This is a genomic window from Pseudomonas sp. AC016, from assembly GCF_979253365.1.
In genome coordinates this window covers 3,922,194-3,935,779 of record NZ_CEEDCC010000001.1, presented here as the reverse complement: position 1 = coordinate 3,935,779, position 13,586 = coordinate 3,922,194, and the positions used below count along the sequence as shown (strand labels likewise).

The window sequence follows — 13,586 nt, the reverse complement described above, 5'->3', positions numbered from 1 at the left end:
ACATGGCACGCGGCGCAACCGCAGCCAGCAGCTCGGCCATGTCGGTCGCGGATTCCCTGAGGTCTTTCTCCAGCGTGGCGCGCAGTTGCGCCTGCTCTTTTTTAAGACGCGAGGACAGACCGGTACTGAGACGCTGACGGGTACTGGTAGAAAGCGCATCCAGACTGGATGTCACTTCACTACTCGCCCGCTCCAGCTCGGAAGAGACATGTTGCGAATCTACACCCAGACGATTGGTCAGATCCGCTTCAAGTGCGGTGACCGTGCTCCGGGTGAGCGCAACCGCGACCACCACCTGCACCAAAAGGGCGATGCCCAGCGCAATGAACACTGGGCGCAGCAAACGACTTTGCAAAAGAGATAACACAGCCGACACAGGAGAATCCCTCCAACCTGAGCGCCATTAAAATAGTGGCACTTTTCTGTCGTTTGTATAGCAAGGGCCGTGCCGTGATGCAATTCACATTTTGCCTGCTCCGAGAGGATCGGACGCGGAGCGTCCTGAGCGGCATTCCCACTTCAGAGCGTGAGGAACGATCAGTGGTGCCGTGCCATGCTCTGAATGCAAAAAAGGGCCGCACATGGCGGCCCTTCTTTTTGCAACTAACGACGTGTTACGCGAACGGGTGACGCAGAACGATGGTTTCGTTGCGATCAGGACCGGTCGAGATGATGTCGATAGGTGCGCCTACCAGCTCTTCGACACGCTTGATGTAAGCGCGCGCATTGGCTGGCAACTGCTCCAGCGTCTGAGCGCCCAGCGTGGATTCGCTCCAGCCTGGCATCTGCTCGTAGACCGGCTCCAGACCCAGGTAGCTGTCGGCATCGGTCGGCGCGTCGATCACCGCGCCGTTTTCGTTCTTGTAACCCACACAGATGTTGATGGTTTCAAGACCGTCGAGCACGTCCAGCTTGGTCAGGCACAGGCCCGAGATGCTGTTGATTTCGATAGCGCGACGCAGGATGACGGCATCGAACCAGCCGCAACGACGGGCACGACCGGTGGTAGCACCGAACTCATGGCCACGCTTGGCCAGGAAAGCGCCAACGTCATCGAACAGCTCGGTAGGGAACGGACCCGAGCCGACGCGCGTGGTGTAAGCCTTGGTGATACCCAGAATGTAATCCAGGTACATCGGTCCGAAACCCGAACCGGTGGCGATGCCGCCAGCCGTGGTGTTGGAGCTGGTGACGTACGGGTAAGTACCGTGGTCGATGTCCAGCAACGAACCCTGAGCACCTTCGAACATGATGTCCTTGCCGTCGCGACGCATCTCATGCAGCGTGGCGGTGACGTCGAGCATCAAGGGTTCGAGCATGTCGGCGTATTCCATGCACTCGTCGAGTGTCTTCTGGAAATCGATCGCAGGCTCTTTGTAGTAATTGACCAGCACGAAGTTGTGGTAATCCAGCAACTCGCCCAGCTTGGACGCGAAACGCTCACGGTGGAACAGGTCGCCGATGCGCAGACCGCGACGTGCAACCTTGTCTTCGTAAGCCGGGCCGATGCCGCGACCGGTCGTACCGATCTTGAACTCGCCACGGGCCTTCTCACGCGCCTGATCCAGCGCAACGTGATACGACAGGATCAGCGGGCAGGAAGGGCTGATGCGCAGACGCTCGCGCACCGGGATGCCTTTCTCTTCCAGCTTGATGATTTCACGCAGCAGTGCGTCGGGAGCAACCACCACACCGTTACCGATCAGGCACTGCACGCCTTCGCGCAGTACACCGGACGGAATCAGGTGCAATACGGTTTTCTCACCGTCGATTACCAGGGTGTGACCCGCGTTGTGGCCACCCTGATAGCGAACTACGGCGGTAGCATGTTCGGTCAGCAGATCAACGATCTTGCCTTTGCCCTCATCACCCCACTGGGTGCCCAGGACTACGACATTCTTACCCATAACACTCGTCCTCATTCACGCAAACTTGGTGCCGGCGGCGGCCGGCAGGAATACTCAAGAAGCCAGCGGCATTACCTGCCAGTGCTCGCCATGCTGAATCAATTGCCGGTCACAGTCGGCCTCACGTGCCGCGCTTACCTGCTGCCCAGGCAACGCCTGAACCACACGTTGACCTTCGCTGCGCAACTGGCAAACCTGCTGCCAGAGTGCTGCATCCGTGCTGTCCGGCATCCAGATGCCACCGGACGGTAATACGATTTCTGCCTGCCCCAGTGTGACCAGGGTTTTCAGGTCAGTGGAAAAGCCGGTGGCCGGACGTGCACGGCCGAAATCGGCACCGATGTCGTCGTAGCGACCGCCCTGGGCAATCGACTGCCCGACGCCCGGCACGAAGACCGCGAACACGACGCCGGTATGGTAGTGATAGCCACGCAGCTCACCGAGATCGAAATACAACGGCAACTGCGGGAAGCGCGCTGCGAGGCGGTCGGCGATGCTCACCAGATCGTCCAGCGCAGCGAGCACGGGCTCCGGCGCACCGGCCAGACGATCACGGGCCGCAGCCAGGACTTCATGACCACCACAAAGGTCAACCAGTGCACGCAGCATCGACGCCAGCTCCTGCGGCAGATTGGCCGTCAGGGCGATCACTTCATCGATGGCCTTGCGTTGCAGCGCATCGAACAGCTGTTGCTCGACTTCGCCCGACAGACCGGCAGCACGCGCCAGCCCACGGTAGATACCGACATGCCCAAGATCCATATGCACATCCGGCACATCGGCCAGTTGCAGCATGGCGAGCATGAGGCTGATCACTTCAACGTCACTGCTCGGGCTTGCATCGCCGTACAGTTCGGCACCGAGCTGGATCGGGCTGCGCGAAGACGACAGCGCGCGCGGCTGGGCATGCAGAACACTGCCCGCGTAGCACAGACGGCTCGGGCCTTCACGCTTGAGGGTGTGTGCGTCGATTCGCGCAACCTGCGGCGTGATGTCGGCACGGAAGCCCATCTGCCGACCCGATTGAGGATCGATGACCTTGAAGGTGCGCAGATCCAGATCCGAGCCTGCGCCAGTCAGCAGAGACTCCAGATACTCGATATGCGGGGTGACGACGAACTCATAGCCCCAGCTCTGAAACAGATCCAACACCTGACGACGCGCTACTTCAATGCGCGCCGCTTCCGGTGGCAGTACTTCTTCGATGCCATCTGGTAGCAGCCAGCGGTCAACCGTTGCCATTACGCCATTCCCCTGTGATCCGGGCGGCCAGCCTTGAGGCCAACCTTGAGTGAAGCAGAAAGTGGTGCGCTGTATGACGGGCACGACAAACGCCCGAGACAGGCCTTGCAGACCACTTTCCTCGAAAAATCTTGCCGATCGCCACGCGGGCTTCAGCCAATCAATCGTGCAGACGCAAAAAAGCCGGGAATTTCCCGGCTGCCGCATGATACACACGTTTTACCGAACGATCACCCCAACGGACGGTTTTGCCGCCCGGCGGGTAATTTATTACAGCCAGATATTACGGCTTGGCTTTTTCCAGATAGCGGAAGAACTCGCTGTTCGGGTCAAGCACCAGCATGTCGCTCTTGTTCGCGAAGCTTTCACGGTAGGCGCGCAGGCTGCGATAGAACGCATAGAACTCCTGATCCTGACCGTAGGCCTTGGAGTAGATCGCCGCTGCCTGGGCATCACCATCACCACGCGCCTCTTCAGACTCGCGGTAGGCTTCGGCCAGCAGCACACGACGCTGACGATCGGCGTCGGCACGGATGCCTTCCGCCAGTTCGTTACCCTTGGCACGGTGTTCACGGGCTTCACGCTCACGCTCGGTGCTCATGCGCTCGAAAACACTGCGGTTCACTTCCTTGGGCAGGTCGATGGCCTTGACGCGAACGTCGACCACTTCGATACCCAGCTCTTTCTCGGCCATGCGGTTCAGGGAACCGGTGATGTCCGCCATCAGTGCGTCACGCTCACCCGACACGACTTCGTGCAGGGTGCGCTTACCGAACTGGTCACGAAGACCCGATTCCAGGCGACGCGACAGACGCTCGTCGGCAATCTGCTTCAGACCGGAAGTTGCCGTGTAGAAACGCTCGGCATCCTTCACGCGCCATTTGGCGTAGGCGTCGACCATCACGGCTTTCTTCTCCAGCGTCAGAAAACGCTGGGTCGGAGCATCGAGGGTCAGCAGACGGCCGTCGAACTTGCGCACCTGGTTCACGTAAGGAACCTTCACGTGAAGGCCCGGCTGTACATCAGCCTGCACCACGCGACCGAATTGCAGCAGCACTGCGCGTTCGGTCTGGGACACGATGTAGAAGCTGTTCCAGGCAATGACTGCCAGTACCACACCAACAATTAGGGTGATCAGCGATTTATTGCTCATCAGCGACTCTCCCTGGTACGTACATCGCGCTGCTGAGTATCGGTCGCTCGCACGCCGGCATCAGTTCCAGTCGCGGATGAACCACCGGTACTCGGGGTGTTACCGGTACCGCTGCGACTGTTTTCCATCATCTTGTCGAGCGGCAGATACAGCAGATTGTTCTGCCCTTTGTCACCGGTCACGAGCACCTTGCTGGTATTGCTGAAGACTTCCTGCATGGTGTCCAGATACAGACGCTGACGGGTCACTTCAGGTGCCTTGCGGTATTCGGCGACCAGCTTGGTAAAGCGGTCAGCCTCACCCTTGGCACGGGAAACCACTTCGTCACGATAACCGTTGGCGTCTTCAAGAATACGCTGGGCCTGACCACGAGCTTCCGGGATCACACCGTTGGCGTAGCTTTCCGCCTGGTTGCGTGCACGCTGCTCGTCTTCACGGGCACGGATCACGTCATCGAACGCTTCCTGCACTTCACGCGGCGCCGCAGCACTCTGCACGTTGACCTGAGTCACGGTGATACCGGTGCGGTAGGTATCGAGGAAACGCTGCAGGCGCTCCTTGATCTCGCTCGCCATCAGTTCACGGCCTTCGGTCAGCACCTGATCCATCGCCGTGGAACCCACGACATGGCGCAACGCACTTTCAGTGGCGTGCTGCAGGCTGATTTCAGGCTGATCGACGTTCAGGACGAAATCCTGAAGATTGCTGATCTTGTATTGCACGGTCAGCGGCACTTCGACGATGTTCTCGTCTTCGGTGAGCATCTGGCCCTGCTTGCTGTAGGCACGCTCGCGAGTGACGTTTTCCATGTATTTGCGATCGAACGGCGGGAAATAGATGTTCAGACCCGGACCCACGGTTTCATGGTACTGGCCGAAACGCAGTACAACTGCCTGCTCCTGTTCGTCGACGACATAGATCGCGCTGTAAAGCCAGAAAGCGACGAGCACGACCAGACCGATGCCGAGCAGACCGAAGCCGCCGCCCTTGCCCGAACTGCCGCCATTGCCGCCATCACCACTGCGTTTCTTACCGCCGCCGAACAGCCCATTCAGGCTTTCCTGCAGCTTACGGAAGGCCTCGTCGAGATCAGGTGGCCCCTTGCGGTCGCCGCCACGGCGTTTACCACCCCAGGGATCTTGATTATTCGAGTTGCCACCCGGCTCATTCCAAGCCATAGCGCTCTCCATCTGATAAAGCAAAGACGCACCATCGGCGCGCCGCCCCATGCTACAGAATGCCCGCGAAAGCCGTACAACGGCTTTCCCGTGCTTTTATTGCAAAGTGTGTTGCTCGATGAACTCCAGCGGCTGCAATCCTTCGCGAGTCACCAGACGATTGAGTTCAACGCGCGGTATACGCACTGCCAGAAGACTTGAGCCTTCCTCGTCGTGCGTCTCGCTCTGCACGGCACCCAGCTCGAAGAACTGGGCGCGCAGCCGGGCAAGACGCTGAGGCAGACACAGGGTGCCGACGAACAGGTCGTCACCCAGCAGTTCGGCCACGGCCTGCTTGAGCAGGTCCAGCCCACGACCATCACGGGCAGACACCCAGACACGTTGCGGCTTGCCATCGGCATCACGCTGTATCTGAGGCTCTACACCTTCAAGCAGATCGAGTTTGTTATAGACCTCAAGTATCGGCAAGCCCTCGGCACCGATCTCGCCGAGCACGGCAATGACCTGCTCGATCTGCGACATGCGGTCCGGCTCGTGGGAGTCGATCACATGCAGCAGTAAATCGGAGTTGCTCGATTCTTCAAGCGTGGCGCGGAAGGCTTCGACCAGCTTGTGCGGCAGGTGACGAATGAAGCCCACTGTATCGGCCAGTACGATGGGGCCCAGGTCGTCGAGTTGCAGACGACGCAATGTCGGGTCCAGCGTGGCGAACAGCTGATCGGCTGCGAACACATCGGAATCGGTCACGGCGTTGAACAGTGTGGATTTGCCGGCGTTGGTGTAACCCACCAGCGAAACCGAAGGGATATCGGCACGACGACGGCCGCGACGGGCCTGATCACGCTGACTGCGAACCTTCTCGAGACGACCCTTGATCTGGCGCAGACGAACCCGAAGCAGACGACGGTCCGTTTCGAGCTGGGTTTCACCCGGTCCACGCAGGCCGATACCACCCTTCTGACGCTCAAGGTGAGTCCAGCCTCGCACCAGACGGGTACTCATGTGCTCAAGCTGGGCCAGTTCGACCTGCAGCTTGCCTTCATGGGTCCGTGCGCGCTGCGCGAAGATATCCAGAATCAGACCGGTGCGATCAAGCACGCGACACTCGAAAACACGTTCGAGGTTACGTTCCTGACTGGGCGTGAGGGTGTGATTGAAGATCACGATGTCGGCCTGCTCGGCCTTGACCTGGTCGCGAAGCTCCTCGACCTTGCCAGAGCCAATCAGGTATTTGGCGGATGGCCGATGACGCGGCACGTTGATAAACGCGACGGTATCGGCGCCAGCCGACATGGCCAACTCCTGAAACTCCTGCGGATCTTCGCGCGCCTCAGGGTCCTGACCATCCAGGTGAACGAGAATTGCACGTTCACCACCGCTGTGGCGCTCAAAGAACAAGGCAGACTCCTATCAGGCGTTACCTGGCTCGGCATCGGCGCCGTCAGCGTCGGTGGCGCTGGGCAGACGAATCGGACGAACCGGTACGACGGTGGAAATAGCGTGTTTGTAAACCATCTGGCTGACAGTGTTTTTCAGCAAAATGACGAACTGGTCGAAAGACTCGATCGTGCCCTGCAGCTTGATACCGTTGACCAGGTAGATCGATACCCCGACCTTCTCTTTACGCAAGGTATTCAAGTAAGGGTCTTGTAGCGAATGCCCTTTTGACATGTGCCGCACTCCTTTAAGGATCAATAAATAATAAATCGAATTCGATTGGCTTACCGGCCACCCCCCAAGGATAGACGGCTATTGCAAGGACTCAGCCCAATATGGAGACCGATCCCAGGTATTTCAAGGCGCGTGGCAGATTGTCGCTGGCCAGGCTGTCCAACCAGTGCAAATTCTCCCAGCTGCGAAGCCAGGTAAATTGCCGTTTGGCCAGTTGGCGCGTTGCAATGATGCCGCGCTCCTGCATTTCATCCCGTGTCAGCTTTCCATCCAGGTGATCCCAGACCTGGCGATAACCGACGGCTCGTATCGATGGCAGACCTGAATGCAGGTCGCCTCGTGAGCGCAATGCCAGTACTTCGTCCAGAAACCCCTGGTCCAGCATTTGCAAAAAACGTAGTGCGATGCGGTCATGCAGTACCTTGCGATCAGCCGGAGCTATCGCAAGATTCGCGACAGTATAGGGCAATTGCTGACGCCCCGATGCCGCTGCTTCGGTACTTTGCGCAGTTTGTTGCTCGCGATGTGCGGTCATGCTCGTTCCGCTGACGCGATAAACCTCCAGTGCACGGATCAAGCGCTGCGGATCGTTGGGGTGAATACGTGCCGCCGACACCGGGTCGACCACCGCCAATTGATCATGCAACCACTGCCAGCCATGGGCCAGCGCATCGGCTTCGAGCTGTGCCCGAACCTGCGCATCCGCCGCCGGCATGTCCGCCAACCCGTCCAATAGAGCCTTGAAATACAACATAGTGCCGCCCACCAGCAAAGGAATATTTCCCCGTGCGGTGATTTCATCCATGGCGGCCAGTGCGTCGGTACGAAAATCAGCCGCCGAATAGCTCTGCGACGGGTCGCGTATGTCGATCAGGTGGTGCGGAAATTCGACCAGTTGCGCCTTGGAAGGCTTGGCCGTGCCGATGTCCATATCGCGATAGACCAGCGCCGAATCGACGCTGATCAGCTCACACGGCAGGACCTTGGTGAGTTCGATGGCAAGATCGGTCTTGCCCGCTGCGGTTGGCCCCATGAGAAAGATGGCCGGAGGTAAAACATTCATTCATTGACCGCGCAGGAATAATTTATCCAGGTCGTTGAGCCCCATCTGGGTCCAGGTGGGACGACCGTGATTGCACTGTCCGCTGCGCTCGGTGTTTTCCATGTCGCGCAGCAGGCCGTTCATTTCCGGGATCGCCAGACGACGGTTGGCCCGGATCGCGCCATGACAGGCCATGGTGCCCAGCAGCTCGTTCATGTGCGCCTGCACCCGGTCACTGGTGCCATATTCCATCAGGTCCGCGAGCACATCGCTGACCAGCCGGTTGGCCTCGGCCTGCTTGAGCAACGCGGGGATCTGTCGGATGGCCAGCGTCTCGGGGCCAAGACGCTGCAATTCGAAACCCAGGCGCTGAAAGGTCGCAAGATGTTCTTCAGCGCAATCCGCTTCGCGCTGACTGACCGCGATGGACTCGGGCACCAGCAGCGGCTGTCCGCTGAGGCCTTCGTTGGCCATGGCGATTTTCAGGCGCTCGTACATGATCCGTTCATGGGCGGCGTGCATGTCCACCAGCACCAGCCCGTGGGCGTTTTCAGCCAGGATGTAGATGCCTTTGAGCTGCGCGAGCGCATACCCCAGCGGTGGAATATCAGCAGGCGACTCTGGCAACGACGTCGGCGTGGTGCCCGGCAGCGGCGCGAAAAACTCGCGGTAGGCGCTTTGCACTTCGGCAACGGGCGCACCCGGCGAAGCCGGCCGCGGCGAGTATTGATACTGATAGCCGCCGCCCGAGCCAGAGCCTGCGGGACGTGCATAGGTCTCGCCCTGCGGCTGTTCGAGCACGTTATTGGCCAGACGCATCTCGCCCTGCGGCCCGAACTCGCCCGCTTCGGGGCCGGTCGGACGCACAATCGCTGTCACAGGTGCGCTGCCGGACAACTGATCTTCCGGCCGAACGTCACCCAGCGCACGGTGCAGCGTGCCGTACAGAAAATCGTGCACAGTGCGTCCGTCACGGAAGCGCACTTCGTGCTTGGTCGGGTGAACGTTGACGTCTACAGCCGCCGGGTCGACTTCGAAAAACAGCACGAAGGTTGGGTGACGGCCATTGAACAACACATCGCGATACGCCTGACGCACCGCATGGGCGACGAGTTTGTCGCGCACTGCTCGGCCATTGACGAAGAAATACTGCAGATCTGCCTGGCTGCGAGAGAACGTCGGCAATCCGACCCAGCCCCACAGATGCAGACCGTTGCGCTCGATCTCGATCGGCAGCGCCTGCTCCAGAAAGCCCGGTCCGCAGATGGCCGACACGCGACGCGCTCTGGCGGTGTCGTCATGGGCTTCGTGCAGGCTAAGAATGGTCTTGCCGTTGTGGCGCAAATGGAAGGCCACGTCGAAACGCGCAAGCGCCATGCGCTTGATCACTTCCTGCAGATGATCGAATTCAGTCTTTTCAGCCTTGAGAAACTTGCGGCGAGCAGGCGTGTTGAAAAACAGATCACGCACTTCCACGGACGTACCGACCGGGTGCGCAGCAGGCTGAACGCGGGGCGCCATGTCGCGACCTTCGGTCTCGACCTGCCAGGCCTGATCCGCGTTTCGGGTGCGGGACGTCAGGGTGAGACGTGCGACCGAACTGATCGATGCAAGGGCCTCACCGCGAAAGCCCAGGCTCATCACGCGCTCAAGGTCTTCCAGATCGCGGATCTTGCTCGTCGCATGGCGCGCCAGCGCCAAGGGCAGGTCATCCGAAGAGATACCGCTGCCATCGTCACGCACTTTCAGCAGCTTGATACCGGCCTGCTCGACATCGACGTCAATACGTCGCGCACCGGAATCGAGGCTGTTTTCCAGCAATTCCTTGATCACCGACGCAGGGCGCTCGACCACCTCGCCCGCCGCAATCTGGTTCGCCAGTCGCGGACTGAGCAGTTCGATGCGAGCGGCGTTCAGGATGGCCTGTTCGACTTGCGGCTCAATGCCTTCGAGCAGAAGGTCGCTGCTGGCGGCTTCTTCATTCATGGCTGTGTTGCAACCTCGGAGCTCGGAATGCGCAGGTCCTGACCGATTTTCAACTCATCGGACTTCAGGCCATTGGCGCTGCGCAATGTGGCGATGTTCATGTCGTAACGTGCGGCCAGCATGGCCAGTGTTTCGCCGGAGCGTACGACATGGTTGCGCGGGCCCTGGGCCAGCTTGCCGTTGTCGCGCAGCCAGGCGATGTAAGTGCCCTGTGGCGGGTTCTGCTGGAAGAACTGCTTCACGCCGGAGTTGATCGAACGCGCCAGTGCCTGTTGATGCGAGGCCGAGGACAGCTTATTGGCTTCGTTGGCATTGGAAATAAAGCCGGTTTCCACCAGGATCGACGGAATGTCCGGCGATTTGAGCACCATGAAGCCTGCCTGCTCGACACGGGACTTGTGCAGCGAAGTCACCCGACCGATGTTGCTCAGGACTTTCTGGCCGACGTTCAGGCTCGACGACAGCGATGCCGTCATGGACAGGTCGAGCAGTACGCCCGCCAGCATGCGGTCCTTGTCATCGAGACTCACGGCACCGGCACCACCAATCAGGTCGGAACGGTTTTCACTGTCCGCCAGCCAGCGCGCGGTTTCGGAGGTTGCACCACGATCAGACAGGGCGAACACCGACGCGCCAAAGGCCGCCGTGGACGGCGCAGCGTCGGCGTGAATGGAAACGAACAGGTCGGCCCCCTTGGCGCGGGCGATCTCGGTGCGTTTGCGCAACGGGATGAAGTAGTCGCCGGTGCGCGTCAGCTCGGCGCGGTAGCCCTTCTCGGCATTGATCTGCCGTTGCAGCTCACGTGCAATCGACAGCACCACGTTTTTCTCTTTCTCACCGCCCCTGCCGGAAGCACCCGGGTCTTCACCACCATGACCGGCGTCGATCACGACCACGATATCGCGCTTGCCGTTGGGCACCGGCGTCAGCTTGACTTCAGGCTTGGACGGGCTGATCGGCACCGCAGGCGCAGTGTTCGCAGGGGTGTCAGCAATCGTCGGCACCGGCGTAGGGTTGGCGTCGGCAGCGTTGTCGAACAGATCAACCACAAGGCGGTTGCCGTACTGCTGATTCGGCGCCAGCGTGAAGCTCTTCGGCGTCACGGCCTTTTTAAGGTCGATGACCACGCGCAGATCCGTCGCAGTGCGCTGCGCAGAACGCATGCTGGTGATCGGCGTGTTAGCAGTCGACACATTGAGCGGTCCGCCCAATGTCGCGCCATTGATGTCGATCACCAGACGGTCAGGTGAAGTCAGGGTAAATACGCTGTGCTGGACAGGTCCTGAAAGGTCGAATACCAACCGAGTGTTGTCCGGCGCTCGCCATAAGCGGACACTTCGTACTTGCGTAGCGGCCAGCGCTTCGACAGCCAAGGCCATCAACAGCAGACCTACTACAGTAACCAGCGCGCGCATGCGCATACCTAACCCCATATCTATTTGAATTCCAAAGCCAAAGTGGCACACCAACGTTCGCCACGCGAACCCGTGGGGCTCAATATCACGGAACGACCTTCTCCGTGCGGGCTAATGGTAATGGTCAGGTCAGGCTTTGGCAAAAAGCCTGCACCACGCTGGGGCCACTCAATGAGACAAAGTGAGTCACCGTCGAAGTAATCACGCACGCCCATGAACTCCAGTTCTTCTGGATCGACCAGGCGATACAAGTCGAAGTGGAAGACCTTGATCGTCCCTATTTCATAGGGTTCAACGAGGGTAAAGGTCGGGCTCTTCACAGCCCCTTCGTGCCCGAATCCACGTATCAGGCCTCGCGAAAGCGTGGTCTTGCCCGCGCCCAGATCCCCGTCCAGAAAAATGACGCCTACACCCTCGGTGACCTGCGCGAGGCGTGCGCCGAAAGCCATCATGGCCTCTTCGCCAATCACATGCAGCGTTAAATCAGACACGGTTTCAGCTCCTCCAGTAACTGACGAATGGCGGGAATAATATCGCTGGCTGCCATGCCACGCCCCGATGCACCGACTTTCTGACCGGCACTGGCATGCAGCCACACCGCCAGACAGGCCGCATCGAACGCACTCATGTGTTGAGCCATCAGCGCACCGGTCAGCCCGGCCAGCACATCACCAAGGCCTGCAGTGGCCATGGCAGGGTGACCGCGATCACACAGCGCCAGTCGCCCATCGACATCGGCGATCAGGCTGCCTGAGCCCTTGAGCACGCAGACGGCATTGAATTTACGCGCCAGAGCGTGGGCTGCAGCGGCGCGGTCGTTCTGCACCTCCTGAGTACTGATACCCAGCAGACGCGCCGCTTCACCGGGATGCGGGGTGATAACGCTGTTCTTCGGCAGGACCACCTGCCCGGTTGCCAGTTGATTGAGCGCATCGGCATCCCAGACCTGCGGCCGATCTGCATTGGCTGCCGCAGACAGCAGGCTGCGCCCCCAGCTGTCCTGCCCCAGACCAGGCCCGACAACCAGTACGCTGGCTGCCTCGATCAGCGTCATGAGCTGGTTGGCCGAGTGGATGCCTGCGCTCATGATCTCGGGCATGCGCGTCAGCGCAGCGGGCACATGTTCGGTGCGGGTCGCCAGCGTGACCATGCCTGCCCCGCTGCGCAATGCGCTTTCGGCGCTCAACAGTGCCGCACCGCCAAAACCGTGATCGCCACCGATGACCAGCACGCGGCCGTACATACCTTTATGAGCCGTGCGCGGTCGAGGGGCCAGGAAAGGCAGGCTGGTTTTGTCGAGTCGTTTTGCAGTTACCGGCGCCTGGGCGACGATGGCCTTGTCGGCCTGTAGATCATCAAAGATCAGTTGCCCGATCAGATCGGGGGCATCGCCGGTCAGCATGCCCATCTTCAGGCCGATAAATGTCACGGTCAGGTCTGCACGCACGGCAACACCCAGGCAATGCCCGGTATCGGCACACAAGCCCGAGGGAATATCCACCGCCGCTACCGGCAAGCCGCTGGCATTGATCGCCTCGATAGCTGAACGATAAGGATCGCGCACATCACCCTGCAGACCTGTTCCCAGGAGAGCATCCACCACGATGCCAGCCATGGTCTGATTGGCCCAGGGCTGGATATTGACGCCCGACGCAGCGGCGTAGGCCAGTGCAGCGTCGCCCTGCAACGCAGCAGGATCACCGACGGCCAGTAGACGCACCTGCCAGCCGGTCTTGTGGGCCAGCGAGGCCACCAGATAACCGTCTCCGGCGTTGTTGCCATGCCCGGCCAGCACCGTCAGTTCGCTCGCTTCGGGCCAGCGCCTGCGGATCGCCCGCCAGGTTGCGTGCGCGGCACGCTGCATCAATTCGAAGCCTGGCGTGCCTGCGGCAATCAGCCGGGCATCGAGGTCACGCACCTGCGCAGCGCTGTACAGCGCGTCGGGTAATTCGGGTTTCGTGTCTAACATGCGTCTCTAGGCTCCGATGTCTG

The 13,586-nt window shown here is 60.2% G+C and carries 11 protein-coding genes; all 11 read right to left on the bottom strand.

Annotation, left to right across the window (positions count from 1 at the left end; all coding sequences use genetic code 11):
• Window positions 1-614 precede the first annotated feature (614 nt).
• A complete protein-coding gene (locus tag AC0IXS_RS17685) occupies window positions 615-1,907 on the bottom strand; it encodes an adenylosuccinate synthase (RefSeq protein WP_025996901.1) in 1,293 nt (430 codons plus the stop codon).
• 54 nt (window positions 1,908-1,961) lie between these two features.
• Entirely contained in the window at window positions 1,962-3,149 is a 1,188-nt protein-coding gene (locus AC0IXS_RS17680) for an ATP phosphoribosyltransferase regulatory subunit (RefSeq protein ID WP_025996900.1), read from the bottom strand.
• A gap of 283 nt (window positions 3,150-3,432) precedes the next feature.
• Window positions 3,433-4,302, bottom strand: coding sequence for a protease modulator HflC (gene hflC, locus AC0IXS_RS17675; RefSeq protein ID WP_004883571.1), 870 nt, complete (start codon window positions 4,300-4,302; stop codon window positions 3,433-3,435).
• Entirely contained in the window at window positions 4,302-5,480 is a 1,179-nt protein-coding gene (gene hflK, locus AC0IXS_RS17670) for an FtsH protease activity modulator HflK (RefSeq protein ID WP_122667998.1), read from the bottom strand. The genes hflC and hflK overlap by 1 nt, the downstream gene beginning before the upstream one ends.
• Before the next feature lie 96 nt (window positions 5,481-5,576).
• Complete coding sequence (gene hflX, locus AC0IXS_RS17665; protein WP_004883568.1) at window positions 5,577-6,878, bottom strand: ribosome rescue GTPase HflX; 1,302 nt, start codon at window positions 6,876-6,878, stop codon at window positions 5,577-5,579.
• 12 nt (window positions 6,879-6,890) lie between these two features.
• On the bottom strand, window positions 6,891-7,151 hold the full coding sequence (gene hfq, locus AC0IXS_RS17660) for an RNA chaperone Hfq (protein WP_002551819.1): 261 nt from the start codon (window positions 7,149-7,151) through the stop codon (window positions 6,891-6,893).
• A 91-nt stretch (window positions 7,152-7,242) separates the two neighbouring features.
• Entirely contained in the window at window positions 7,243-8,214 is a 972-nt protein-coding gene (gene miaA / locus AC0IXS_RS17655; RefSeq protein WP_191953987.1) for a tRNA (adenosine(37)-N6)-dimethylallyltransferase MiaA, read from the bottom strand.
• The gene (gene mutL / locus AC0IXS_RS17650) at window positions 8,215-10,113 is read right to left on the bottom strand and encodes a DNA mismatch repair endonuclease MutL (protein WP_162863451.1); all 1,899 of its coding nucleotides are present in this window, start codon (window positions 10,111-10,113) and stop codon (window positions 8,215-8,217) included. It lies immediately after the preceding gene.
• A 62-nt stretch (window positions 10,114-10,175) separates the two neighbouring features.
• The gene (locus AC0IXS_RS17645; RefSeq protein ID WP_025996896.1) at window positions 10,176-11,600 is read right to left on the bottom strand and encodes an N-acetylmuramoyl-L-alanine amidase; all 1,425 of its coding nucleotides are present in this window, start codon (window positions 11,598-11,600) and stop codon (window positions 10,176-10,178) included.
• A 14-nt stretch (window positions 11,601-11,614) separates the two neighbouring features.
• Window positions 11,615-12,043: a tRNA (adenosine(37)-N6)-threonylcarbamoyltransferase complex ATPase subunit type 1 TsaE gene (gene tsaE / locus AC0IXS_RS17640; protein WP_194732919.1), complete on the bottom strand. Its 429-nt coding sequence runs from the start codon at window positions 12,041-12,043 to the stop codon at window positions 11,615-11,617.
• A gap of 29 nt (window positions 12,044-12,072) precedes the next feature.
• Window positions 12,073-13,563 (bottom strand): bifunctional ADP-dependent NAD(P)H-hydrate dehydratase/NAD(P)H-hydrate epimerase, encoded by a 1,491-nt coding sequence (locus AC0IXS_RS17635; RefSeq protein WP_057409330.1) that lies wholly within the window; start codon window positions 13,561-13,563, stop codon window positions 12,073-12,075.
• Between the last annotated feature and the right edge of the window lie 23 nt (window positions 13,564-13,586).

What these genes read in the sequence shown, in the direction of transcription:
- hflC (WP_004883571.1), bottom strand. Translation starts at nt 4,302, where the DNA reads ATGAGCAATAAATCGCTGATCACCCTAATTGTTGGTGTGGTACTGGCA.
- hflK (WP_122667998.1), bottom strand. Translation starts at nt 5,480, where the DNA reads ATGGCTTGGAATGAGCCGGGTGGCAACTCGAATAATCAAGATCCCTGG.
- hfq (WP_002551819.1), bottom strand. Translation starts at nt 7,151, where the DNA reads ATGTCAAAAGGGCATTCGCTACAAGACCCTTACTTGAATACCTTGCGT.
- AC0IXS_RS17635 (WP_057409330.1), bottom strand. Translation starts at nt 13,563, where the DNA reads ATGTTAGACACGAAACCCGAATTACCCGACGCGCTGTACAGCGCTGCG.
- AC0IXS_RS17645 (WP_025996896.1), bottom strand. Translation starts at nt 11,600, where the DNA reads ATGCGCATGCGCGCGCTGGTTACTGTAGTAGGTCTGCTGTTGATGGCC.
- AC0IXS_RS17685 (WP_025996901.1), bottom strand. Translation starts at nt 1,907, where the DNA reads ATGGGTAAGAATGTCGTAGTCCTGGGCACCCAGTGGGGTGATGAGGGC.
- AC0IXS_RS17680 (WP_025996900.1), bottom strand. Translation starts at nt 3,149, where the DNA reads ATGGCAACGGTTGACCGCTGGCTGCTACCAGATGGCATCGAAGAAGTA.
- miaA (WP_191953987.1), bottom strand. Translation starts at nt 8,214, where the DNA reads ATGAATGTTTTACCTCCGGCCATCTTTCTCATGGGGCCAACCGCAGCG.
- tsaE (WP_194732919.1), bottom strand. Translation starts at nt 12,043, where the DNA reads ATGGCTTTCGGCGCACGCCTCGCGCAGGTCACCGAGGGTGTAGGCGTC.